Origin of the sequence: Pseudomonas sp. NPDC089569 (genome assembly GCF_050280625.1) — a bacterium.
GTDB lineage: Bacteria > Pseudomonadota > Gammaproteobacteria > Pseudomonadales > Pseudomonadaceae > Aquipseudomonas.
On sequence record NZ_JBNNVQ010000005.1, the window covers coordinates 114,033 to 134,960 of the forward strand.

The 20,928-nt window shown below is 60.6% G+C and carries 15 protein-coding genes; 11 read left to right on the top strand and 4 right to left on the bottom strand.

What is annotated here, in order from left to right; genetic code table 11:
- Positions 1 to 20 precede the first annotated feature (20 nt).
- Complete coding sequence (locus tag ACQKP2_RS04450; RefSeq protein ID WP_427574671.1) at positions 21 to 746, bottom strand: FadR/GntR family transcriptional regulator; 726 nt, start codon at positions 744 to 746, stop codon at positions 21 to 23.
- Between the two features lie 445 nt (positions 747 to 1,191).
- Here ACQKP2_RS04450 and ACQKP2_RS04455 point away from each other — a divergent pair, with 445 nt between their 5' ends.
- The 6 genes from ACQKP2_RS04455 (at position 1,192) to ydiJ (ending at position 9,306) form a co-directional block, all read left to right on the top strand.
- On the top strand, positions 1,192 to 2,340 hold the full coding sequence (locus ACQKP2_RS04455; protein WP_427574673.1) for a branched-chain amino acid ABC transporter substrate-binding protein: 1,149 nt from the start codon (positions 1,192 to 1,194) through the stop codon (positions 2,338 to 2,340).
- 143 nt (positions 2,341 to 2,483) lie between these two features.
- Entirely contained in the window at positions 2,484 to 3,422 is a 939-nt protein-coding gene (locus ACQKP2_RS04460) for a branched-chain amino acid ABC transporter permease (protein ID WP_427574675.1), read from the top strand.
- 12 nt (positions 3,423 to 3,434) lie between these two features.
- Complete coding sequence (locus ACQKP2_RS04465; RefSeq protein ID WP_427574676.1) at positions 3,435 to 4,679, top strand: ABC transporter permease subunit; 1,245 nt, start codon at positions 3,435 to 3,437, stop codon at positions 4,677 to 4,679.
- The gene (locus ACQKP2_RS04470) at positions 4,676 to 5,449 is read left to right on the top strand and encodes an ABC transporter ATP-binding protein (RefSeq protein ID WP_427574678.1); all 774 of its coding nucleotides are present in this window, start codon (positions 4,676 to 4,678) and stop codon (positions 5,447 to 5,449) included. The genes ACQKP2_RS04465 and ACQKP2_RS04470 overlap by 4 nt, the downstream gene beginning before the upstream one ends.
- A 2-nt stretch (positions 5,450 to 5,451) precedes the next feature.
- Positions 5,452 to 6,168, top strand: a complete 717-nt coding sequence (locus ACQKP2_RS04475; protein ID WP_427574680.1) for an ABC transporter ATP-binding protein — start codon at positions 5,452 to 5,454, stop codon at positions 6,166 to 6,168.
- Between the two features lie 105 nt (positions 6,169 to 6,273).
- Positions 6,274 to 9,306, top strand: coding sequence for a D-2-hydroxyglutarate dehydrogenase YdiJ (ydiJ, locus tag ACQKP2_RS04480; RefSeq protein ID WP_427574681.1), 3,033 nt, complete (start codon positions 6,274 to 6,276; stop codon positions 9,304 to 9,306).
- A gap of 115 nt (positions 9,307 to 9,421) precedes the next feature.
- Here the strand turns inward: ydiJ and ACQKP2_RS04485 are convergent, their stop codons facing one another.
- Both ACQKP2_RS04485 and ACQKP2_RS04490 read right to left on the bottom strand, forming a co-directional pair.
- A complete protein-coding gene (locus tag ACQKP2_RS04485) occupies positions 9,422 to 10,363 on the bottom strand; it encodes an AEC family transporter (protein WP_427574683.1) in 942 nt (313 codons plus the stop codon).
- 105 nt (positions 10,364 to 10,468) lie between these two features.
- Complete coding sequence (locus ACQKP2_RS04490) at positions 10,469 to 11,575, bottom strand: mandelate racemase/muconate lactonizing enzyme family protein (RefSeq protein WP_427574685.1); 1,107 nt, start codon at positions 11,573 to 11,575, stop codon at positions 10,469 to 10,471.
- Between the two features lie 252 nt (positions 11,576 to 11,827).
- On the opposite strand from ACQKP2_RS04490, the gene ACQKP2_RS04495 reads away from it, so the two are divergent.
- The gene (locus ACQKP2_RS04495; RefSeq protein WP_427574686.1) at positions 11,828 to 12,562 is read left to right on the top strand and encodes a FadR/GntR family transcriptional regulator; all 735 of its coding nucleotides are present in this window, start codon (positions 11,828 to 11,830) and stop codon (positions 12,560 to 12,562) included.
- Positions 12,563 to 12,845: 283 nt separating this feature from the next.
- Here the strand turns inward: ACQKP2_RS04495 and ACQKP2_RS04500 are convergent, their stop codons facing one another.
- The gene (locus ACQKP2_RS04500; RefSeq protein ID WP_427574688.1) at positions 12,846 to 15,473 is read right to left on the bottom strand and encodes a LuxR C-terminal-related transcriptional regulator; all 2,628 of its coding nucleotides are present in this window, start codon (positions 15,471 to 15,473) and stop codon (positions 12,846 to 12,848) included.
- A gap of 181 nt (positions 15,474 to 15,654) precedes the next feature.
- Here ACQKP2_RS04500 and ACQKP2_RS04505 point away from each other — a divergent pair, with 181 nt between their 5' ends.
- Genes ACQKP2_RS04505 through ACQKP2_RS04520 form a run of 4 tightly spaced genes read left to right on the top strand, consistent with a single transcriptional unit; the run spans position 15,655 to position 20,898 of the window.
- The gene (locus ACQKP2_RS04505; RefSeq protein WP_427574690.1) at positions 15,655 to 16,887 is read left to right on the top strand and encodes an acyl-CoA dehydrogenase family protein; all 1,233 of its coding nucleotides are present in this window, start codon (positions 15,655 to 15,657) and stop codon (positions 16,885 to 16,887) included.
- Positions 16,888 to 16,897: 10 nt separating this feature from the next.
- Positions 16,898 to 18,142 carry a thiolase family protein gene (locus tag ACQKP2_RS04510; RefSeq protein WP_427574691.1) on the top strand — a complete coding sequence of 415 codons (1,245 nt, stop codon included), beginning with the start codon at positions 16,898 to 16,900 and terminating at the stop codon, positions 18,140 to 18,142.
- The gene (locus ACQKP2_RS04515; RefSeq protein ID WP_427574693.1) at positions 18,139 to 19,743 is read left to right on the top strand and encodes an AMP-binding protein; all 1,605 of its coding nucleotides are present in this window, start codon (positions 18,139 to 18,141) and stop codon (positions 19,741 to 19,743) included. Before ACQKP2_RS04510 ends, ACQKP2_RS04515 begins: the two co-directional genes overlap by 4 nt.
- 33 nt (positions 19,744 to 19,776) lie before the next feature.
- On the top strand, positions 19,777 to 20,898 hold the full coding sequence (locus ACQKP2_RS04520; protein ID WP_427574695.1) for a saccharopine dehydrogenase family protein: 1,122 nt from the start codon (positions 19,777 to 19,779) through the stop codon (positions 20,896 to 20,898).
- Positions 20,899 to 20,928: the final 30 nt, after the last annotated feature.

The window sequence follows — 20,928 nt, forward strand, 5'->3', positions numbered from 1 at the left end:
GTGGAACAACAGGGCGGAGATCACTCTCCGCTCTGTACCAGGCGTTGATAGCGCGAAAGGCTTTCCTCAAGGTGTTTGCGCAGTGCCGTACGGGCGCCGTTGATGTCACCCATGGTGATCGCCGACAGAATCGCGCCGTGTTCGCGGCCGATTTTCTTGATGTGTGCCTGCCTGCTTTTTCCGGTGGACTGCCCATGCTTGAGGTGCAGGTCGAAAATGATGTCCGGCCCCAACGCCTCCAGCAACTGTGTGAAGTGCGGGTTGTTGGTGGCGCGGGCGATGGCCAGGTGGAACTCGAAATCGGCCTTGGCCTCTTCCTCGAGGTCTGTGCCGTCCAGTGCGTTGAAGCGATCGAAGGCCTGGGTGATATCGGCCATGCTGGTCGGGCTGCGGCGTTCGGCGGCCCGGGCGACGGATTCGGTTTCAATGCCCAGGCGCAGCTCCAGCACTTGCGCCGCTGCGCGAACGTCATCCACCGCCGTGCTGAGTGCGTAGCCGATGCGCTTCACATCCTGCTCGACGACAAACACGCCCACGCCCTGGCGTGCGATCAGGCGTCCGCCCAGGCGCAACGAGGCGACCGCTTCGCGGATGACCGGCCGGCTGACGTTGAATTCCTTGCACAGCGCCTGCTCGGAAGGCAGTTTTTCACCAGGCCCATACGTGCCCACATCAATTCGATTGGACAGTTCGCGGATAACCGTCTCCGCAAGATTGCCTCTACGCGTACCAGTCGTCGCGTCCATTTCTGTAGCTCCTGAAACTCAATGCTCATCACGGAAGATGAAGGGTTGAACAGCTGAGTGGACCTCGTCAAATAAATGCAAAGTCACTGTTTGTATCGTCAACAGGCTGATGATTCGGCCGGTTGGCAGCTTCCCGTATGTTATCAAACAACTGATTTCACATGGTGCGAGCGTCCCATATTGCTTGGGGATGTGCATCGGGTTTGTGCATTTTTCCCCGCTACTCAAGATCTGCGTTCTTATTTTCACTTTTGCCTAGCATATACTAATTGACAGTTGCCTGCTGACTGTTATCTTACAAGTGCGGTCGCCGCTGGTGATTGTGAATTGCAGTGAGATTGTCCCGAAAAGGCCGGGTAGCCGTGACAGGGCGCCGGGTTTGGAAAAGAAGACTTGCACGCCAACGTGCTCAATTCGTTTGTCCGATGATTTCTGGGAGGGGTATATGCGTAAACACAACCTGATCCTCACCGCACTCGCTGCGGCCATGGCTTCAGCGCTGAATGTCGGGATCGCCGCTGCGGCGGACACCGAACAGGTTCGAATCGGCTTCGCCGGTCCATTGACCGGGCCTTCGGGCCATCAGGGTCTGGATGTTGAACATGGTGTGAGCATCGCCATCGAGGAGGCCAACCAGCAAAAACTGAAAATCGGCGACAAGGTGGCCGAGTTCAAACTGGTCTCCGAGGATGACGTGGCCGATCCGCGCACCGGTACGGCGGTGGCTCAGCGCCTGGTGGATGCCAAGGTCGCCGTGGTCATCGGTCACTACAACTCCGGCACCAGTATTCCTGCCTCGAAAATCTACGGCGACGCCGGCATTCCGCAGATTTCGCCTTCGGCCACCAATCCTGCGCTGACCAGGCAAGGCATCAAGTCGGTGTTCCGCGTGGTCAACGATGACGCCACCCTCGGTCGTTACGCCGGCAACTACCTGGTCAACAAACTCGGTGCCCAACGCATTGCCATCTTCGATGACCGCACCGCTTATGGTCAGGGGCTGGCGGATGAGGTGAACAAAGCGGTCAAGGCCGCTGGCGGCAATGTCGTGGTGCGTGAATACACCAACGACAAGGCCACCGATTTCAACGCCATTCTGACCACGGCGAAAGCACAGCAAGTGGACGCGGTGTTCTTCGCCGCCCTGGACTACCAGGCGGCGCCCATGGCCAAGCAGATGAAAAACCTGGGCATCAAGGCCAAGTTCATGAACATCGGCAATCTGCCCAACGACGAGTTCAAGAAAATGGCCGGCAGTGCCGCTGAAGGCGCCTACGCCTGGAACTACGGCACGCCGCTACAGGACATGCCGAAGGGCGCCGCGTTCGAGCAAAAGCTCAAGGATAAATTCGGCATGGGCGTCGTCCAGTCATCGCCGGCCGCCTACGACGCGACCTGGGCTGCGATCAATGCAATGGTCAAGGCGCAATCGGATGATCCGGCCGTTTACCTGCCGGTCCTCAAAAGCTCCAGTTACGACGGTGTCACCGGGACGATTGCCTTCGACGATTCCGGCAACCTGAAAAATGCGGCAGCGACGATTTTCCAGTTTGAAGATGGCAAATGGAAAACCCTGGCCGTCGAGCGCGAATAAGCAGTCGGTACACCCAGAACGACAAGCGGGCCGCCACGGCCCGCGACAACAACAAGAAGACTTTTTTCTGATCTGCCATGAATTCCATCGCGTACCCCGCAGGGGATCGCCGATGAATACAACGCAGCTTTGAGGATTCACCAGTGGACGCCACTCTTAATATCTTGTTGCAGCAGGTCCTCAACGGTCTGGTGCTCGGCAGTATCTACGCCCTCGTGGCGCTGGGCTACACGATGGTTTACGGCATCATCGGCCTGATCAACTTTGCCCACGGCGAAGTCGTCATGGTCGGTGCGATGGTGACGATTTCGGTGCTGACCATGCTGGCAGGGTTCGGATTTGCACCCGGTGTTTTGACGCTCATGTTCGCAATCATGATTGCGTCGGTCGTCTGCATGCTGATGGCACAAGGTATGGAGAAGTTCGCCTACCGACCGTTGCGCAAGGCCCCGCGCCTGACGCCGTTGATCCTGGCAATCGGTATTTCGATTTTCCTGCAGAACCTGGCGATGATGATCTGGGGGCGCGGCTACAAGACCTTTCCGGAAGTCGTCGAAACCCGGCCCATCGAAGTGTTCGGCGCAACCATTACCAACGTCCAGATGAGCATCATGATCATCTCGGTCGTCATCATGTTTGCCCTCTGGGTGCTGGTGGACAAGACCCGCCTGGGCAAGGCCATGCGAGCCACGGCGCAGAACCAGGAAGTCGCCGGACTGATGGGCATCAACATCAACCGGGTGATCTCCGCCACCTTTGTCATCGGTGCATCGCTGGGTGCGGTGGCCGGAGTCATGCGTGCGGTCAACTACGGTCAGGCTGACGCCTACATGGGCTTGCTGTTGGGGCTCAAGGCCTTTTCGGCGGCAGTGCTGGGCGGCATCGGCAATCTCTTCGGCGCGATGGCCGGCGGCATATTGCTGGGTTTGATCGAGTCCCTGGCTGCGGGCTACACCGGCCAGTTGACCGGGGGATTCCTCGGCGCGAACTACCAGGACATTTTCGCCTTCATGGTGCTCATCATGGTCTTGCTGTTCCGGCCTAACGGCCTGATGGGCGAGCGCCAGGCCGATCGCGCATAAGGAGGCTTTGCCATGAAGAACCATTACGCTCAATACGCGTTGCTCCTGCTTGCCTTCATCGCGCTACCGTTTCTGGTCGACGCCATCCCGATCCTCGGGCCGACCTGGGTGCGCATCCTCGGGTTCGCCATGCTCTACGTGCTGCTGGCGCTCGGGTTGAATATCGTCATCGGCTACGCCGGCCTGCTGGACATGGGCTACATCGGCTTCTATGCCATCGGCGCCTACTTGTATGCGCTGCTCTCGTCCCCGCACCTGAACATGGTCGGGCTGGCAGAAGGGGTCTTGAACTGGCCGCTGTGGATCATCGTTCCACTGGCCGCGATCATCGCCGCGATATGCGGTGTATTGATCGGCGCGCCGGTACTCAAGTTGCGCGGTGATTACCTGGCCATCGTCACGCTGGGTTTCGGTGAAATCATCCGGATCTTCATGAACAACCTGGATCAACCGGTGAACATCACTAACGGTCCGCAGGGCATCGCCGGTATCGCGCCGCTGCATATCGACGCCGGCGCCTGGAGTCATGCGGGCGGGCAGGCCCCCCATGCCTTCCTTTCGCTGCAAACGAAATGGAGTCTGTTCGGGCTGCAGGTTTCACCGGTCATTAACTACTACCTGTTCTTTCTGGCGGTGGTCATCCTGGCGATCATCCTGTCCAAGCGCCTGGAAGTGTCGCGCATCGGACGTGCCTGGATGGCGCTGCGCGAAGACGAGGTCGCCGCCGAAGCCATGGGCCTGAACAAGCGCAACCTCAAGCTGCTGGCCTTTGCCATGGGCGCGACGTTCGGTGGCGTGTCAGGTGCCTTGTTTTCCGCTTACCAGGGCTTCGTCAGTCCTGAATCCTTCACCCTGATGGAGTCGATCATGGTCCTGGCCATGGTGGTGCTCGGCGGCATGGGTTCCATTCGCGGTGTAGTGCTGGGGGCGTTGATTCTGTCGATCATGCCCGAGGTGTTCCGCGACCTGGTGAACTGGGTGCAGCCCTTCGTGATGGACAACGTGACCTTCATCAGTCGTGAGGTGCTGCGCAACATCCTTGATGCCTCGACGCTGCGAATGCTGGTTTTTGGCCTGGCCCTGATCCTGGTCATGCGCTTCCGGCCCGAGGGCCTGTGGCCTTCGAGTCGCCGTCGAGCCGAGTTGCATGATGAAGAAAGCGAGCCCGTGGCACCCGGCCCTGTGCTCGAAAGCGGTGTTGAACATCTGGAACCCGCGACAGCCGAGTTCAGGCTCAAAGAGGTGAATAAGGTATGAGCGACGTACTGCTTGAGCTGCGCAAAGTCAGCAAATTCTTTGGTGGGCTGCAGGCGCTGCATGGCATCGACCTGAGTATCAAGCGTGGCGAAATCCGTGGTCTGCTGGGGCCTAACGGCGCCGGCAAGACGACGCTGTTCAACGTGCTGACCGGCCTGTACCGCGCCGAGGAAGGCAAAGTCGACTTCAACGGCAAGCCGCTGCGGATCAGCAAACCGCACAAAGTGGTCGAGGCCGGCATCTCGCGGACCTTCCAGAACATACGCCTGTTTCCCAACATGACGGCGCTGGAAAACGTCATGATCGGCCGACACGTACGGACCAAAAGCGGCGTGTTCGGTGCCATCTTGCGCACCCGTCGCTGCGTCCGGGAGGAGCGCGAGATCCATGAAGCGGCACGCTATTGGCTTGACTATGTCGGCATAGGTCGTTTTGCCGGTGAGCTGGCCAAAAACCTCTCCTACGGCGACCAGCGCCGCCTGGAAATTGCCCGGGCCCTGGCCACCGAGCCGTTGCTGGTTGCCCTCGATGAACCGGCAGCCGGCATGAACGCTTCGGAGACCGAAGGCTTGCGCCAGTTGATGTGCAAGATGAAGGGCGATGGCAAGACCGTTTTGCTGATCGAACATGACGTGAAGCTGGTCATGGGCCTGTGCGACCACGTTACGGTGCTGGAATTCGGCAAGAAAATCGCGGACGGCCTGCCTGCGCAGGTTCAAAAAGACCCTCGGGTGATCGAGGCTTATCTGGGCACTGAGACGGTGGCTTGAGCATGAAAAATATCCTTCAGGTAAACGATCTCAAGGTGTCCTACGGGGCCATCCAGGCCATCAAGGGGCTGGATTTTCATGTGGGTGAGGGTGAGATGGTCGCCTTGATCGGTGCCAACGGTGCCGGCAAGACCACGACCCTCAAGACCCTCGCCGGACTGCTGACGCCGACCGCAGGGCAAATCACCTTTGATGGCAAGGCCCACGCAAGGATCAAAAGCTTCGACCTGATACGCGAAGGCCTGGCGCTGGTCCCTGAGGGGCGGGGTATTTTTCCCAAGCTGACGGTCCATGAAAATCTGGAAATGGGGGCTTTTTCACGGACCGACGGCAAGACAGCCATCGAAGCCGATATCGAGCGCATGTTCGGTATTTTTCCGCGCCTCAAGGAGCGCGCGTTCCAGCTTGCCGGCACCATGTCCGGGGGCGAACAGCAAATGCTGGCAATCTCCAGGGCGCTGATGGGCAAACCCAAACTGCTGTTGCTGGACGAGCCGTCCATGGGGCTTGCGCCGATCATTGTGCAAAAAATATTCGAGACCATCCGTGAAGTGGTCAAGGGAGGGGTCACGTTGTTGCTGGTGGAGCAGAACGCGAAACTCGCGCTCCAGACTTGCCAGCGTGCGTACGTCATTGATGGTGGTCGCATTGCGCTGGAAGGACAGGCCGATGACTTGTTGCACAACGAACAAGTGCAAAAAGCCTATCTCGGCGAGTAACGCGCACACCTGTCGAAACGCCACCGGATCTCACCCTTGTCGGCATGATTGGCCCTTTGTGCCGATGAGGGTGGCTTTGTCGCCCAGTCTTCGTGAGCCCCCTCCATGATTGCCCAGCTCCCACCGGGCCTGACCGCCCCTGACTACAGTCAATTTCTTGTTGCCTTGAAAGCCGCTGGATTCCGTGGCGAGGTCGGCACCGATTACGCCAGTCGCACCGTGTTGGCGACGGACAATTCGATTTATCAGCGTTTGCCGCAAGCCGTTGTTTTTCCACTGGATGAACAGGATGTTGCCTGCGTGGCACGGCTGATGGCCGCACCGGTCTATCGCGGGATAAAACTGACGGCCAGGGGAGGAGGGACGGGCACCAACGGTCAGTCACTGACCGACGGGATAGTGGTCGACCTTTCCCGGCATATGAACAGGATCCTGGAAATCGACCCGTCGAACAGGCGTGTCCGGGTCCAGGCGGGTGTCGTCAAGGACCAGCTCAATGCGGCGCTCAAGCCTCACGGGCTGTTCTTCGCCCCGGAGCTGTCCACATCCAACCGGGCAACCATTGGCGGAATGATCAACACCGACGCCAGCGGCCAAGGCAGTTGCACCTACGGCAAGACCCGGGACCATGTGCTTGAGCTGCACAGTATTCTGCTGGGTGGCGAACACCTTCACTCCCGACCTTTGGCGCAGGATGAACTGGAGCGTGAATGTGCCCGTGACGATCGGGTCGGTGAGGTGCACCGGGTGGTCCGGGGTATTCACTCGGACAAGGCCGATCTCATCGAGGCACGCTTTCCCAGGCTCAACCGCTGCCTGACAGGCTATGACCTGGCGCATATTCGCGGTGATGACGGGCGTTTCAACCTCAACAGCGTGATGTGTGGCGCTGAAGGCTCGTTGGGCTTTGTGGTTCAGGCCGAGCTGAATGTGCTGCCCATCCCGGAGTATTCGGTGCTGGTGAATGTGCGCTATGCCAGTTTCATGGATGCATTGCGCGATGCGCGTTCCTTGCTCGAGCACAAGCCGCTGTCGATCGAGACCGTCGACTCCAAAGTGTTGCTGTTGGCCATGAAGGATATCGTTTGGCACAGCGTTGCCGAGTATTTTCCGCAAGATCCCGAGCGACCGACACTGGGTATCAACCTGGTGGAGTTCAGCGGGGATGACCTGGCGCAAGTCGAAGGTCGGGTAGCGGCGTTCGTCGAGCATTTGCGCAGGGACAAAACCGTGGAGCGTCTGGGGCATACACTGGCCGAGGGGGAGGTGGCGGTAAAGCGAGTCTATGGGATGCGCAAGCGTTCGGTCGGTTTGCTGGGGAACGTGCAGGGCGAGATTCGACCCCAGCCCTTTGTCGAGGACACCGCCGTTCCACCGGAACATCTCGCGGACTACATTGCCGAGTTTCGCGCGCTGCTCGACGGCCATGGTTTGCAGTACGGGATGTTCGGGCACGTCGACGCCGGAGTGCTGCATGTGCGTCCGGCGCTGGACATGAAGGATCCGCGGCAGGCAGCCCTGGTTCGTCCGATTTCCGATGGCGTGGCCAGACTCACGCAGCGCTATGGCGGCCTGCTTTGGGGAGAGCACGGCAAAGGCATTCGCTCCGAGTATGCCCCGGCATTTTTTGGTGAGCTTTATCCCGCCTTGCAGGCGGTGAAGTCTGCCTTCGATCCGCACAATCAATTGAACCCCGGGAAAATTGCCACGCCGCTGGGCAGTGCCGAGTCATTGATCAAAATCGACGAGGCCATCATGCGTGGCGACCTTGATCGACAGATTGACGAGCGGGTCTGGCGCAGCTACGACTCTGCGGTGCATTGCAACGGCAATGGCGCTTGCTACAACTTTGATCCGGACGATGCCATGTGCCCGTCGTGGAAGGCCACGCGGCAGCGCCAGCACTCGCCGAAAGGGCGAGCGTCGCTGATACGGGAATGGCTGCGCCTGCAAGGAAACGCAGGTGTCGATGTGCTTTCCGCGTCATTGCAAAACCGCCACTTTCTCAAGACCCTGCCACAGCGTTGGCGCAACAGTCGGGCCCGGCGCTTGGGAGCCAGCGACTTTTCCCACGAAGTCTATGACGCCATGGCGGGTTGCCTCGCCTGCAAATCCTGCGCAGGCCAGTGCCCGATCAAGGTCAATGTCCCCGAGTTTCGCTCGCGTTTCCTGGAGCTTTATCACGGGCGCTACCTGCGACCATTGCGTGACTACCTGATCGGTTCGCTGGAGTTCAGCATTCCCTGGTTCGCCAGGATTCCCGGCCTTTACAACACATTGATGGGCGCGCCATTGCTCAAGCGTGTGCTGGCGGAAAAAGTAGGCATGGTCGACAGTCCGCTGCTCAGTCGCTTCGATTTGCACGCTGTTCTGAAGCGTTGGCGTGTCGAGCCTGCTACGCCACAGCGATTGGCAGCGCTGAGTCCCGTTGAAATCAGTCGCAGTGTTGTCGTCGTTCAGGATGCATTCACGCGGTATTTCGAGACGCCTTTACTGGCTTCGTTTATCGAACTGGCCTCGCGAATGGGGTATCGGGTTTTCATTGCACCGTTCAGCCCGAACGGCAAGCCACTCCATGTGCAAGGTTTTCTTGCCGCGTTCAACAAGGCTGCCTTGCGTAATACGCGTCAGTTACAGGCACTGAGTGAGTCGGGCGTGCGCCTGGTGGGCCTGGACCCGGCCATGACCCTCGTGTATCGCCAGGAGTATCAAAAGGTGCCCGGCCAGTCGAAGGTGCCAGCCGTTGATTTGCTTCAGGAATGGTTGCTCGATTGTGCCCCGCCAATGCCGCAAGGCGCCGAACGCAGAAGCTATCGACTACTGGCGCATTGCACCGAAAAAACCAACGCACCCGCCAGCAGTAGGCAATGGGTTGAAGTCTTTGAGCGCGCAAACCTGGAGTTGGCGATTGAAGCAACAGGATGCTGCGGCATGTCCGGAACCTACGGCCATGAGACTCGAAACCAGGCAACGTCCCGCACCATATTCAATCAGTCATGGCAGAAAATGGTGGCTGAGGATTTACCTGGAGAGCCACTGGCTACCGGCTATTCATGCCGCAGCCAGGTCAAGCGCCTCGACGGCCGAGAGCTACGGCATCCACTGGAAGTCCTGTTGGCGTTGTATCGCCGGAATTGAGAGGGCGTCCTCTTGAGCGAGCCGGCCAGGCTGATCGGGTATCGGCGCAGTCCCGGGCGTGGTGCTTCGGCACGAATGCCTCGTTCCACGCCTTGCCTCCATTGACGGGACATGCTCAGGCGGCAGCAAGCCCTCCATCGATCAGGTAAATCGCAGCGGAAAACGTCACGATCGACAACACGGTACTGACCAGGATGGATGTCGCCGCTTCACTCTGGTAGGCGCCGGTCTGGTTGGCGAACATCGCCGGGATCGTCGCCGACGGCAGTGCGCAAAGCAGGATCATCTGTTGTGCGTTAAGCCCATAGACGCCCAGCACAACGGTGGCGGCGAACATCAACGCAGGGTGAATGAACAGCTTGAGCCCAAGGTTGGTCCACACTTCGCCGGACATTTTCAGCTTCTCCGACGACATGATCAGGCCCAGGCACATCAGCGATACGCCAGGCGTGGCCTTGCCCAGGAGAGTGAGTGACTCCGCAGCAATGGGCGGCAACTTGACCTGAAGCAGGGAGATGACAATGCCCAGGGCCGGTGCCCACATCAGCGGGCGCCGCACGGCCCCCGTCAGGCTGGACACGAACGCCTGGGCGCCATTGCCTTTTCCGTCCGCGATGGTGAGCAGCATGGTGGTCAGCGGGATCATCACCAGGCTCGCCACGAGGTTCAGTACCAGCACCGAATAGATGCTGCCCGGTCCGTACATCGTGGCCAGAATGGGGATGCCCATGAAGGCGGCGTCGGGATAGCCGTTGACGAATCCCTTGAGCGTCGCAACCTTCAGATCGCGATGGCGCCACCAGCCGATCACCAGCGCAATCGTGTACATACCCATGATGCCGATGAACGTGGCCAGGACGAATTTGAAGTCCAGCAGTTGCTCGCGGGGCGTGCCCGCCATACCGACAAACAGCAGCGCCGGGAAGATCCAGCCAAGTACCAACCGGCTGATCAACAGGCTGTCCGATTGGGTGAGTCGTCCGCGCTTGCCGGCAATGAAGCCCAGCGCGATCACGAAGGCAACGGGCAAAATGGGTCCTACGATTCTGTCCAACATGTTCTCAATCCTCGTACTTGTTCTTGTCAGGAATTTCGCCATGGTCGATCGAGGTCGACACGACGACTGCCGTGTCGGTTTCGATCTGCGTTGATAGGTGTGCGGTCAGATTTTGATGCGGTAGTCCAGGATGACGTCCTGATCCGGCTCGATGCCGAGCCCCGGCCCTTGGGGTACGTCGATGCGGCCATTACGCGGAATGATGGCGTCGCCGTAGAGTTGTGCTTCGAGATCGAAATAGCGCCATTCGACCAGCGACTTCGCGCCGCCCAGGGCCGCACTGCCGTGCACCGCGGCCAAGAGGCCAGGGCCGTCGTAGAAGGCGTGGACCATCACGGTGACGCCGTGGGCGTTGGCCAGCGCGTAGACCTTTTGCAGTTCGGTGATGCCGCCCATTTTGGCCGGGCTGGGCTGCACGAAGTCGACCGCGCCGGCTTCAAGCAGGTGCTGGAAGTCCATGAGCGTCGATGCGTTCTCGCCGGCCGCGACCGGAATGCCGCCTTGCCTGCGCACCCTTGCCAGGCCTGAATAATCTTCTGGTGGCCACACCGGTTCTTCGATCCAGCGCAGGTTCAACGGGCGAAGTTTCTCGGTCATGTCGAGCGCTTCGCGCACCGTCCACGGGGCGTTGACGTCGAGAGTGATTTCCACGCCGGGCCCTGCGGCTTCGCACGCGGCGCGGATGACCTCGATGTCCACTTCATGCAGCTTGAGATGCTTGAAGCCGCTGTTGACCGCGCGCTGCACATTGATGCGCATGAGTTCCGGGTCGGCATAGCGGATCAGGCTGGCATAGGCCGCAAGCGACGTGGCTTCGCCGCCGCCCAGCAGTTGGTAGATCGGTTTGCCGGCCGCTTTGCCGGCGATATCCCACAGCGCGATATCAATCGCCGACAGGCCATAAATGAAGGCGCCGCTACGACCGAAGACGTGGAATTTCTTCTGCAGATCGCCCTGCAGTTTCTCGCGCCACGAGACGTCCTTGCCGATCAGTTCCGGCGCCAGGATGGTGTCGATCACGACTTTGACCGCCGGAATCGCGGTGAAGCCGAAGGTTTCACCCCAGCCGACGATGCCGTCATCGGTGGTGACTTTAACCACGAGGGAATCGACCATCTGCAGGTCTTTGGGGCCCCAGACCCCGCCGGCCGACCGTCCACCTGTCGTGAATGGAATTCGAAGCGGGATGGTTTCAATGTTGGCAATTTTCATAAAGAGGCGCCTCAAGCAGGTTGCAACGGTGGCGCGGGGATTTTCCGCGTCAGGTTGAAAATGACCGTACATGACGTCCTGTTGTCCTTCAACTGAACAACTTGGGGTTCGTTGGTAGCTTGATCAATAATCTGTTCAACTAGTTGATAAATAACGTTTTTATTATTGATGTGATTGAGGAATTTCAGTTGTTACTGACGTGAACAAGTCTTCTGCTGTAGATTAAGTAGACAAGTGGGAGGAGTGATCAGCATGAGTGAAATGAATGTGCAACCCGTGGCACGGCGACCGCATCTTGCAGAGCACATTGCCCGTTCGTTGAGCGACGAGATTGCCTCCGGACGACTGCGCCCCGGAGATCGCTTGCCGACCGAACAGTTTCTGTCGCAAAACTTCGGTGTCAGCCGGAATGTCGTGCGCGAGGGCATCGCGACGCTGCGGGCGCAGGGGTTGATCCAGTCGCGACAGGGCGTGGGCGTATTCGTCTCGCAGGTGACGCAATCGTCGGAACCGTTACCCCAGCGCGAGTCGGCGCCGTTGCTGGACGGTGACAATACGATTCGCAACATGTTCGAGGTGCGGGCCGTGCTGGAAAGCCAGGCCGCCGCACTGACCGCCTCGAACATGACGCCCCGCAAGCTGAAAACGATTCAGGAAGCCGTCTTGCGAATGCACTACGAAGGCGAACCGACCCTGGACACTGTCAACGCCGACCTGGACTTTCATCGGGCTGTCGCCGCAGCGTCAGGCAACGACTATCTGGAGACGATGATTCGCACGGTGCTGGAGCCGATGCGGGCATTGATCACCATGACCTTTGCACGGCGAGGTCCGCTGTACAGCAACATTCCCCATGCGGCGCGCGGGGAACATGAGGAGCTGGTGCAGGCGTTCATCGATCGCGATGCTTCGGCGGCGCGCCAGATCATGGGGCAGCATATCGTCAGCGCGGCATCGCGATTCGGCTATGAGATCAAGTTCTTCTGATGTTGTTTCGTTGTACTACAAGGGCACCCGCTGGCCCTCACGATAAATGCTTTATCGTGACCCACCTTCATTTTGTGGACGACACAAAACCTGTGGGAGCCGGCTTGCCGGCGATGGCGTTTTCAAAGGCACTGCTTGACTCAAGGCCGCTTTCGCTGGCGAGCCAGCTCCCACATGGGCTCGTGATTCACGATAGCCAGTTCAACCATGCCAGTTACCCGGAATAAAAACCGACCGTTACTGGATGCCTGACGGCGGTGCGTCGTTGTCCCGAATGTCTTGCCTAAATCAAACCACTGGCCTTGGCGATCACGGCAGCTTGCGCACGGCTGTCCACCTGCAGTTTGCTGAAGATGTTCTTCATATGGCTCTTGATGGTTTCAGGGGTAATACCCAGCAGCTTGGCCATTTCCTTGTTGGATTTACCCTGGGAGACCATTTCCAGCACATGGCGCTCCTTGCTCGTCAACGCGATGGCCGTGCGGGCCTGGCCGGGTTGTTGCGTTGTATCGCCGGTGTCGGGCAGCAGGCGTTGCAACTGCGCAAGCCGGGCCTGGCTCAAGCGCTTGTCTTGCAGGGCGTGCTGGATGAGTTGCTGCAAGCCGTCGGCGGCAGGCAGGTCCATCAGCAGGCGGTAGGCGCCGCTGTGCTCGACCAGTTGGCAGGCCTCGAGCAGATACGTCACGGCGCTCTCTTTTTGCTGACGTTTCCAGTAAACCAGGGCCAGGCTGGCGGCCAGGCGGGTCTGCTTGAGCCGTTGGTTGTGCGCGGCTGCCCACTGGCAGAGCCTTTGCGCCTGGGTCAAATCCACCGGTCTGCAATACTCGGCCGTTTCACACCACAGTGCCGCCAGTGTGGACAGGTAGTGGTAATCGGTGAAATCGTCTTGCGCCAGCAACGAATGATCGGCCAGCAATTGTTCCAGCTGCTGGGCGCAGGCCAGCGCTTCATGCTGTTTGTGATCGATCAGGCTGTACCGCGTGCGCTCCAGCAGCAGAAAGGCCTGCAGGCGTGGCCATTGGCGATGTTGCGCCAGGCGTTCGCCGTCTTCCAGAAAGTAGCGGGCACCCTGATGGCTGGCATGGCTGCTGCTCAGGCGGCTGGCCGTCACGTAGGCGCTGGCGATGCAATCGAGGAAACCGCCGAGCTTGGCGGTCTCCAGATTCTCCAAGCTCAGTTGTGCCGCTTCGTCCATACGTCCCTGCATATAACGAACGGCGGCGAGGAAACTGGCGGGCAGGGCACGCAGCACCGAATGCCCCTGGCCGCTGGCCGGGGCGGTCAGGCGCAGGGCCTCTTCCAGAATGACCGCCGCTTGTGAAAAACGCCCCTGAAGGGTCTCGCCAAATCCCACCAGGCTCAGGCGATAGATCTTGTTGAACAGATAGCGGCTACGTTCCAGCGGTTCGCAAATCACCGGCGGGAGGCTGTAAAACGCTTCCCAGCGACTGGCGCACAGATGGCTGAAACACACCACGTTGAGCAAGGTGTTGCAGATCCACGGGCGATTGCCCAGGTGCGGCAAGCAGCGAAGGGCAAGCTGTCCGCCGGCCTCGCCGTCATCGCTCAGGGCCTTGAGCATCGCGTGCAGCGCCTGGCATTCCCAATACAGTGCATCGCTCTCTTGCAGACGGCCTAACGTGGCGAGTTCCGCCTCGACTTCACTGAGCAGGTGAAACGAGTTGCTGTGTGTCATCGCCAGGCCCGAAGCCCAGGCCATTGCCAGTTTCAATTGCGGCGGGCTCTGCAGCAGGTGATCGCGCAACTGGCGTTGCCAGTCCAGCAGCACCATGAAGTCCCCTTGTTCAACCAGGTCCATCGCACAGTGGGCAATCCATTGCTGGGCACTCTCGTTGTCGCCGGCAGCCAGTGCACTGCGTACGGCGTCTGCCCATAGATTCTGGTCGGCGAACCAGCGCGCGGCCACACCCAGGGTATCGCTCAGTTGCCGCGGTTGCAGGCGCCGATTCAGGTGCTCGCGGAACAACGGGTGAAAGCTGAACCAGTCGCCCGTGTCGTCCAGGCCGTTGAGAAACAACTGCAAGCGGTCCAGTTCGTCGATCAAGGCACGGGCGTCGGGGTGGCCGGTGAGGCGGGCCGTCAGTTCGGCGTTGAACTTGTCGACGCAGGCCAGTCGGCCGAGTTGTTCGACCAATGCCGCGGGCAAGTGCTTGAGCAGTTCATCGAGCAAGCCCGAAATGCTCTTGGGCAATCGGGCGCTGCCGCCGGGACGTTGGCGGATCGACAGGAGACTGGCGCGCAAGGCCGCGATCCAGCCCTGAGTGGACTGGTGCAGGTCAAGCAGTTCGCCCGCATCGATGTCAGTCAGGCCGGAGCGCAGCAACAGATCGCGGGTTTCGTCCAGGTCAAAGCGCAACTGACTGGCATCCACTTCCAGGCAAGCGTCGCTGTAAAGATGGGCATAGAGACTCGGCGGCAGATCGTTGCGGCCGCAGAACACCAGATGCAGGTTATCCGGCGCGTAGCGGATCAGTTGGTCGAAAGCGGCGGCGAAGGCTTCGGGGGGCGCGCAGTGGTAGTCGTCGACAAACAGGAAGCAGTCCTGTTCCCGGCGTCCGAGGTCATTGAGCAGCAGCGTGCTCAGGTGCTCGGCGGGCAGCAGCGCGAAATCCTTGAGCGGCGACTGCTCGGTGGCTCCCGCCTGGCTTCGTGCAATGGCGGCGGCCACGTGCAACAGCATGCGTTCGGGGCTGTCATCCGCTTCGTCGAGCGTCAACCAGGCAACCTGCGCGCCGCGCGTCAGCGCCGCTTGTGCCCAGGCGCTGGCCAGTGTGCTTTTGCCGAATCCCGGTGGAGCCTTGAGCACGGTCAGGCTGGCCTCGGCGATCTGCTCGATCATGTGCTCCAGGCGCGGTCGGGGCAGGGTGCCACGGCCTCGGCGAGGCGGCATCAGCTTGGTCGCCAGCAGGGGCGAGGTTGTTGTTTTTATAGGTGCTGCTGGATTCATCGGTCATCCCCCATCGAGGGGGTCAATCCCTCAAAGTTCGGCGAATAGTATCTAACTCGTCTCAAACGCGACAGCCACACCATCGGGTGTGACTGCACACCGCCACTGACCGGAGAAAACAAGAATGACCGGGTATGCCTTTCGCACCGAGCTCGAGCCTACAGGCCTTGATGCGGATCTCAACGAGCTGGAAACATCGATGCAGCTCAGCGCCCGGCGCTTCGCCAACAAGGTGATGCGCCCCATCGGCCAACGATTGGATCACATGACGCCAGGCGAGGTGATCGCCGCCGATTCGCCCCTGTGGCAGGTGTTCGAGGAGTTCTCCAAGCTGGGCATTACGCTGGCCGACATGCTGGCCTTGCCACCCACCGATCAGGCGCGCCTGATGTGCCTGGTGTTCGAGGAACTGGGCTACGGCGATGGCGGCCTGGCCGTGATGCTCGGGGCGTCCATGATCCCCAGCATCGTGCTCAATCTGATGGGCCGTCACGACCTGATCGAACGTTATGCCGCCCAGCCCATCGGTTGCTGGGGCATTACCGAGCCCGATCATGGCTCGGACATGCTCGACAGCAGCGGCCATACCCGCCACCCCGGCGTGAGCCATGGCCGGCTCAATTGCTACGCCCGAATCCAGGGCGAGCGGATCGTCATCAACGGGCAGAAGTCTGCCTGGGTCTCCAACGGCCCGATTGCCCAGACCTGCATCCTGTTCTGCGGTTACGACGACGGTTCGGGTACCGACAAGCGTTGCGTGGTGCTGGTGCCGCTGGACAGCGAAGGGGTCAGCCGTGGCACTCCGCTGGACAAGATGGGCCAGCGCGCGCTGCCGCAAGGCGAGCTGTATTTCGACAATGTCAGCCTGCCGCTGGATCACCTGGTCGCCGGCCCCGAAGACTACATCAAGGCCGAGCAGGGCATTCTGACCGAGGCCAATGGCCTGATGGGGGTGATCTGGACGGGCACGGCCCGGGCCGCCTACGAGCATGCCCATGATTATGCGCATCAGCGCAAGCAGGGCGGCGTGCCGATCATTCAGCACCAGAACGTGCGCCATCGCCTGTTCCACATGTTTACCCGGGTCGAGGCCTCCCGTGCCCTGGCTCGTCGCGCCATCTACTTCAACCATGTCGCGCCGCAACCGGCCCTGCAAGGTTCTATCGCCGCGAAAATCACCGCGACCCAGACCGCTTTCGACGTGGCTTCGCAAGCCATCCAGATGTTCGGGGGCAACGGCGTGACTCGCGAGTATCCGGTCGAAAAGCTGTTGCGCGATGCCCGTGCCTCGATGATCGAGGACGGTTGCAACGAGATGCTCGCCATCAAGGGCGGCACCCTGGTTTCGAGGCTATGAGGAACCTGGCATGAAGATGAATGCATATATCGCCGGGGTCGGCATGGTGCCGTTCGGCAAGCACCTGGACAAGACACTCAAGAGCCTGGCGGGGCAGGCGATCCAGCTCGCGCTCAATGATGCCGGCCTGGACAAGGCGCAGCTGCAGGCGGCGTGGATGGGCAACGCCGCGGCGGGCGTGGTCACCGGTCAGGAAATGATTCGTGGCGAGGTGGTCCTGCGTGGCATGGGCATCGGCAAGATCCCGGTGATCAACGTGGAAAACGCCTGCGCGTCGTCCTCCACCGCGTTTCAACAAGCCTGCGCCATGGTCAGCGCCGGTTACTACGACATCGCCCTGGTGTGCGGCTATGAAAAGCTCTTCCACGAAGACAAGGCCCGCAGTCTGGGGGCGTTCTCCAGCGCCGTGGATGTGGAAGACCCCGATGGCGCGGTGAATGTCATCAAGAAACTGGCTGAAGCGGCAGGCGAGCCGTTCGTCGCCGAAGGCGCGGGCAGCACGCGATCGGTGTTCATGGACATCTACGCGATGATGGCCAAGAAACACATGAAGCAGTACGGCTCCACCGCCGAGCACTTCGCCATGATCGCCGCCAAGAATTCCTTCCATGGCAGCCTCAATGCACGTGCGCAGTTTCGCGAGGTGCTGAGTGTCGAGCAGGTGCTGGCGGCCCGCGCAATCGTCGATCCGCTGACATTGCCCATGTGTTCGCCGATTGGTGATGGCGCGGCAGCCGTCATTGTGGTCAGCGAGCGCAAGGCGCGTGAGCTGGGCCTGAAAAATCCGGTGCGGGTCGCAGCCTCCGCCCTGGTGTCCGGCTGGGACTTCGATCAACCGGGTGACAGTGTCGGTGCCCTGGCGGCGCGGCAGGTTTACGAAGCATCGGGCATCGGCCCGAGCGATCTGTCCTGCGTCGAGCTTCACGATGCTTCGGCGCCCTCGGAGCTGATGGCCTACGAGTACCTCGGCCTCTGCCTGCCGGGCGAAGGCATCCACCTGCTGGAAAGCGGCGCGACCCGCCTGGGTGGCCGGATCCCGGTCAACACGTCCGGCGGCCTGTTGCGCAAAGGCCATCCGGTCGGCGCCAGCGGTTGCGCGCAAATCGTCGAACTGACCGAGCAATTGCAAGGGCGTGCCGGTGACCGGCAAGTACAGGGCGCGCGCATCGGCCTGGCCCATAACGGCGGCGGTGCGATCGGTCTGGACGCGGCTGCGACAGTGGTGAGTTTGCTGGTACGGGAAGACTTGAAATGAGTGTCCATAGCGATTTGAACTTTGCCGGCCTGATCGGCAACCGCGCCTTGAGCAAACCGGACGTCGAGGTGCTTACCGTTGAAAACGGCAACAAGAGCCCGGTCGAGACCCGCACGTACCGCGAACTGTGGTGCAACGGCCATCGCCTGGCCTGGGGCCTGACCCGACTCGGTTTACAGCCGGGCGATTGCTTCGCGCTGCTGATGGCCAACCACGTGCAATTTGTCGATGCGATGGTGGCAGCGGCGATCACCGGTACCGTGTTCGTGCCGATCGACCCACGCGCCAAGGGCGACAAACTGGCGTTCTTCCTCGACAACGCACAGTGCAAGGGCGTGATTGCCGCCGACTATGCGCTGGGCAACCTGTTGGCGGTGCGCGATCAGTTGCAGCACACGCGGTGGATCGTCGGATTGCCGACCGATGAATGCGATCCGGGCGTGCTGGATGCACCGGGCGTGACCCGGTATGCCGATGCACTGCCGATCGGGGACGAGGAGCACCCGTTGGCGGAGCTGGGCGCTGACTCGCCCATGCAGTTGATCTTCACCTCCGGCACCACAGGCGACCCGAAAGGGATCGTCATGACGCACAAGCGCTATTGCGAAACCGCGCTGATCACCGATCGTGTCTTCGGCTATCGCACCGATGACAAGCCGTATTCGGGGCTGTCGCTGACACACGCCAACGCCCAGTTGGTCACGCTCGGCGCGTCGTTGGCACTGGGGTTGTCCTGTGTCCTGTCCCGTCGTTTCACCAAGTCCAGGCTCTGGGACATTACCCGGCGTTTCGGCTGCACCAGCTTCACCTTGCTCGGGGGCATGACCACCGCGCTGTATGCCGAGCCAAAGCGTGCGGATGATGCCGACAACCCGGTTCGTTTCGTGATTTCCGCCGGCATGCCCAAGGCAATCTGGAGTGACTTCGAGCAGCGCTTCGGTGTGCAGATGCTGGAGTTTTACGGTGCGGCCGAAGGGGGGCTGACGATCAAGCCGATTGGCCATGGCCCGGTCGGCAGCATCGGCAAGGCAGTGCCCAACCTGCGTTACCGCATCATCGATGAACAAGGGCAGGACTGTGCGCCGGGTACACCGGGCGAGCTGTTGTTCCAGCCTGTCGATGGCAGCGCCTACAAAGTCGAGTATTTCAACAACCCGCAAGCCTCGGCGAAGAAGTGCCAGGGCGGCTGGCTGCACATGGGCGATGTGGTGGTGGAAGACGCCGAGGGTTGGCTGTTTTTCCAGTACCGCAAAGGCAGTGGCATCCGCCGTAACGGCGACTTCATCAACAGCGCTTTCATCGAGAAGGCCATCGCCGAATGTCCGGAAGTCGACGACGTCTATGTCTACGGCGTTGCTGCGGCCAGCGGTGTGCCGGGTGAAAAGGACGTCGTCGCAGCGGTGGTGCCCAAGGATCTGGAAAGCTTCGATCCGCAACACATCTATCGCGTCTGCCGCCAGAAGCTCGAAGCCAACTTCGTACCGAGCTACTTGCAGGTGCTGGCGCAAATCCCCAAGACCGCCTCGGAAAAACCCCAGGATCGATTCCTGCTCGAAGCGTTTGAACAACAGCCGGCCTGTGTACATCACGAAGTCCGCTGACTCCCCCCCAGACCAATAACAAGAGGAATCACCATGTCCGCAGCTCGCAAGGTACTGATCTATGGCGCCAGCGGTTACACCGGCAAACTGGTTGCCGAATCCCTGGCCCGGCGCAACATCCCGTTTTACATGGCCGGCCGCACCCGTGAACGGCTGGAAGCTGCACTGGCTATCGTCGAAGAGCGCCATGGCCAGGTCGTCGACGCCGCCATCGTCACGGCCAACAACACCGTAGAAGAGTTGCTGCCGCTGTTCGCCGACGTCGATGTGGTCATCAACGTCGCCGGGCCTTTCATGCAGATCGCCTGGCCGGTGGTCGAGGCATGCCTGGAAGCGGGCTGCCACTACCTGGATACCACCGGTGAACAGGACTGGACGATCGCCATCGGTGAAAAGTACGGTCAGGCGTTTGCCGCCAAAGGCCTGCTGTTGTGCCCGGCCAACTCCTTCATGTGGGCGGCCGGCTCCATGGCCGCCGAGGTGGTGCTGGAAAATCCGGAAGTCGACAGCCTGGATATCTGCTACCAGATCGACAACGGCCTACCGTCCGAGGCCTCGACCAAGTCGTTCCTGCGCATGGTGTGCAACGACGTGTCGCAGTACTACCTGGAGCAGAACGAATACAAGGCATGGCCAAACGACGTGGCCTATCAGGTGGCCGTTCCGTATCGCAATGCCATGCTCAGTGCCCACCCGTGGGGCGGTGCGTGCGAACCGGTATGGTTCAAGAACGATCCGCGCGTGCGCAATTGCAAGGTGCTCACCGCCGTCGGCGAACACATGATCGGCCCGGTGATCCAGGCGATCAAAGCCTTCAACGCCGCCGCACCGGGCATGAACCAGCAACAGCGCGAAGCCTTCACCAATGCCATGGGCGACCAGATGGACAGCGGCGAGCCACCCAAGGACTCGGTCGATGTGCAGCGCGGTGTGATCGTCTGCCACGGCCAGGGCCGTCGGGTCACCACCAGTTACGTGATGAACCTCTCCGCTGCCTATACCTGGACGGGCGAGATCTGCGCCGAAGGGGCACAGCGCCTGCTCGATGGCCTGTTGAAGAACAACGGCTTTCAGTCGCCGGCCAAGGCCTTCGGTCACCGTGAGCTGATCGAGCGCTTCCACGAATTGGGCTTCTGCAGCGCGTTGCCTGCGTAACCCTGTTTGCCTGTCCGCAGGTCGGTCGTG

Coding starts and splice junctions, on each gene's coding strand:
- ACQKP2_RS04450 (WP_427574671.1), bottom strand. CDS start 746: ATGGACGCGACGACTGGTACGCGTAGAGGCAATCTTGCGGAGACGGTT.
- ACQKP2_RS04455 (WP_427574673.1), top strand. CDS start 1,192: ATGCGTAAACACAACCTGATCCTCACCGCACTCGCTGCGGCCATGGCT.
- ACQKP2_RS04465 (WP_427574676.1), top strand. CDS start 3,435: ATGAAGAACCATTACGCTCAATACGCGTTGCTCCTGCTTGCCTTCATC.
- ACQKP2_RS04470 (WP_427574678.1), top strand. CDS start 4,676: ATGAGCGACGTACTGCTTGAGCTGCGCAAAGTCAGCAAATTCTTTGGT.
- ACQKP2_RS04475 (WP_427574680.1), top strand. CDS start 5,452: ATGAAAAATATCCTTCAGGTAAACGATCTCAAGGTGTCCTACGGGGCC.
- ydiJ (WP_427574681.1), top strand. CDS start 6,274: ATGATTGCCCAGCTCCCACCGGGCCTGACCGCCCCTGACTACAGTCAA.
- ACQKP2_RS04485 (WP_427574683.1), bottom strand. CDS start 10,363: ATGTTGGACAGAATCGTAGGACCCATTTTGCCCGTTGCCTTCGTGATC.
- ACQKP2_RS04490 (WP_427574685.1), bottom strand. CDS start 11,575: ATGAAAATTGCCAACATTGAAACCATCCCGCTTCGAATTCCATTCACG.
- ACQKP2_RS04495 (WP_427574686.1), top strand. CDS start 11,828: ATGAGTGAAATGAATGTGCAACCCGTGGCACGGCGACCGCATCTTGCA.
- ACQKP2_RS04500 (WP_427574688.1), bottom strand. CDS start 15,473: ATGCCGCCTCGCCGAGGCCGTGGCACCCTGCCCCGACCGCGCCTGGAG.
- ACQKP2_RS04505 (WP_427574690.1), top strand. CDS start 15,655: ATGACCGGGTATGCCTTTCGCACCGAGCTCGAGCCTACAGGCCTTGAT.
- ACQKP2_RS04510 (WP_427574691.1), top strand. CDS start 16,898: ATGAAGATGAATGCATATATCGCCGGGGTCGGCATGGTGCCGTTCGGC.
- ACQKP2_RS04515 (WP_427574693.1), top strand. CDS start 18,139: ATGAGTGTCCATAGCGATTTGAACTTTGCCGGCCTGATCGGCAACCGC.
- ACQKP2_RS04520 (WP_427574695.1), top strand. CDS start 19,777: ATGTCCGCAGCTCGCAAGGTACTGATCTATGGCGCCAGCGGTTACACC.